We start from the raw sequence: 2,670 nt of genomic DNA, 5'->3' as shown, positions 1-2,670 counted from the left end.
ATAAATCAAGTCGTAGCGAATGATTACGCCATTTATAACGGCGACAGCTGCGAGGTCGTTAAGGCTCTAAACGATGAGAGCGTAGGGTATATCATTTACTCGCCGCCGTTTGATAGCCTTTACACTTATTCAAATTCCGATCGAGATATGGGCAACTCAGAAAAGGGCGAATTTATGGAGCATTTTGCGTTTTTAGCAAAAGAGCTATTTCGCATCCTAAAAAGCGGGCGGCTTATGAGTTTTCATTGCATGAATTTGCCGACTTCAAAGGTTAGAGACGGTTTTATCGGAATTCGCGATTTTAGGGGCGAGCTGATACGACTTTTTGAGAGCGTGGGCTTTATTTTTCACTCTGAAGTTTGTATTTGGAAAGATCCCGTAATCGCTCAGCAACGCACCAAGGCGCTCGGCCTGCTTCATAAGCAGCTCGTAAAAGATAGCGCGATGAGCCGCCAAGGGATACCCGACTACCTCGTCACGATGAGAAAGCCGGGCATAAACGCCGAGCCGATCGAGGGCGGGCTAAAATACTACTGTGGCGACGGTGCGCCGATCGCGTCTAAATTTGACGAAGAAAAAGGCAACCTAAACCGCGGGAGTATCGAAGTATGGCAAAGATACGCGAGCCCGGTTTGGATGGACATCAACCCAAGCAACACGCTAAGCCTAAAAGGCAGCCGCGACGACGAGGACGAGAAACATATTTGCCCGCTCCAGCTTGACGTTATAGAGCGCGCGCTTCAGCTATGGACGAACGAGGGCGACGTCGTATTTACTCCGTTTCTGGGTATCGGTAGCGAGGTTTATCAATCTCTAAAAATGAACCGCAAGGGAATAGGCATTGAGCTAAAGAGCTCTTATTTTAACGTCGCGGCGAAAAACTGTGAGCTAGCCTTGCGAGAACGCGCCCAAGGATCGCTTTTTTAAAGGCCGGCAGTGGATAGGGCAAAAGAAATTCAAGACTTCTACGCAAGCAAAGTTAAAAACGCGTGCAAGCCCGAGATTAGGCGATATAGCGCGCTTCAAATGGCATTTTTCAAAGCAAAGAGATCGGGCGAAGACATAAGCGTCCTAAAACAAGAGCTAGAAAACGCAAGGCGCGAAGCGATGAGAAAAGCGATCGGATGTTTGGACGAGCATGAGCATTTTGAGATTATCGCCACATTAAACGAAAACGGCAAAATCCGCTCAATGCCCGACTTTTTCAAGAATTGTATTATTTAACGTTCTTTTAGTGCGACGAATAAATCGCCGCTAAAGAACCAAATGCTAAAGACTAAGGTTGCTACTCGCAACCTAGAGATAAGGAAAATTTATGCAATATGAGGACTTTTTAAAGACGAAACAAAAACTCGCGAGCTTTAAAAGCATCGAAGTATCGCGAGACGAGCTAAACGGCGCGCTGTTTGATTATCAAAAGGATCTCGTCTATCTCGCGCTTAAAAAAGGGCATTTTGCGATATTTGCGATGACGGGCAGCGGCAAAACCGCGATGCAAGGCGAGTGGGCTTATCAAATTTGGCAAAAAGAGCGTGCGCCCGTGATGATCGTGACGCCTCTTGCCGTTGCATTTCAAAGTATCGAGGAGATAAAACATATCCTAGGCTACGACGTTAAATTTTGCGAAAGCGCGGACGACGTGATAAACGGGTTAAACATTACCAACTATGAAAAGTTGGATAAATTTGACCCGGATGCGTTTGTCGCGCTAGTCCTGGACGAGAGCTCAAGGCTAAAAAGCTATACCTCGGCCACGCGAAATTTAATCATCGAAAACTACAAACACACGCCTTATAAGCTCGCATGCTCGGCCACTCCAAGCCCTAACGACTACACGGAGCTAGGCAATCATACGGAGTTTTTAAACGTGATGAGCTTGTCCGAAATGCTCTCGATGTATTTCGTGCACGACGGCGGCGATACGTCCGAATGGATACTAAAAGGCCACGCAGTTAAGCCGTTTTGGAAATTTATCAGCTCGTGGGCGGTATTTTTTACAAAACCATCCGATCTGGGGTATAGCGCCGAAGAGGACGCTAAATTTAAGCTACCGCCGCTAAAAATGCAACACGTCGAAGTTGAAAGCCAAAGCAAGGACTCGCTTTTTGCGATCGCTGCGCAAACCTTGCAAGAGCGCAGGCAAGCCAAAAAAGATAGCTTAGAGCAAAGATGCGAAAAAGTGGCCGAGATCTGTAATGCGTCAAACGATAATTTTTTGATTTGGTGCGAGCTAAACGACGAGGGCGCGATGCTCAAAAAGCTAGTGGCCGATAGCGTGGAGATCAAGGGAAGCGATAGCGACGAGTTTAAGGCGCGCGCGATGAGCGATTTTGCAAACGGCAAAATAAAATGCCTCATCACAAAACCCAAGATCGCAGGCTTTGGCATGAACTGGCAAAAATACTGCGCAAACGTGATCTACGCCTCGCTATCGGATAGCTTTGAGGGATTTTTCCAAAGCTTGCGCCGCGTTTATCGCTACGGCCAAACGCGAGAAGTGACCTGCTATATCATCACGAGCGAAGCCGAGGCAAACGTGCTAGCAAATATCCGCCGCAAAGAGGCTGAATTTTACAAAATGATCGAGGGCTGTTTGGAGCAAACGCGCGAGCTAGTGCTAAGCGAGATCAAGCGCGTAAGCCGAGAAAAAAGCGAATATAACCCGAGCGT

At 47.4% G+C, this 2,670-nt stretch carries 3 protein-coding genes; all 3 read left to right on the top strand.

The features are described from left to right. On the top strand, window positions 1–927 hold a 927-nt coding region (locus tag RYL88_RS12625), incomplete at its 5' end, for a DNA methyltransferase (RefSeq protein ID WP_314991779.1). 9 nt (window positions 928–936) lie between these two features. Continuing rightward, window positions 937–1,224, top strand: a complete 288-nt coding sequence (locus RYL88_RS12620) for a hypothetical protein (protein WP_314991777.1) — start codon at window positions 937–939, stop codon at window positions 1,222–1,224. 91 nt (window positions 1,225–1,315) lie between these two features. Next, a partial coding sequence (locus tag RYL88_RS12615; protein WP_314991776.1) for a DEAD/DEAH box helicase occupies window positions 1,316–2,670 on the top strand: 1,355 nt, incomplete at its 3' end.

The sequence above is a fragment of the uncultured Campylobacter sp. genome (assembly GCF_963517995.1).
Taxonomy (GTDB): Bacteria; Campylobacterota; Campylobacteria; order Campylobacterales; family Campylobacteraceae; genus Campylobacter_A.
The sequence above is the reverse complement of the archived record's forward strand: the minus strand, read 5'-3'. Positions and strand labels throughout refer to the sequence as shown.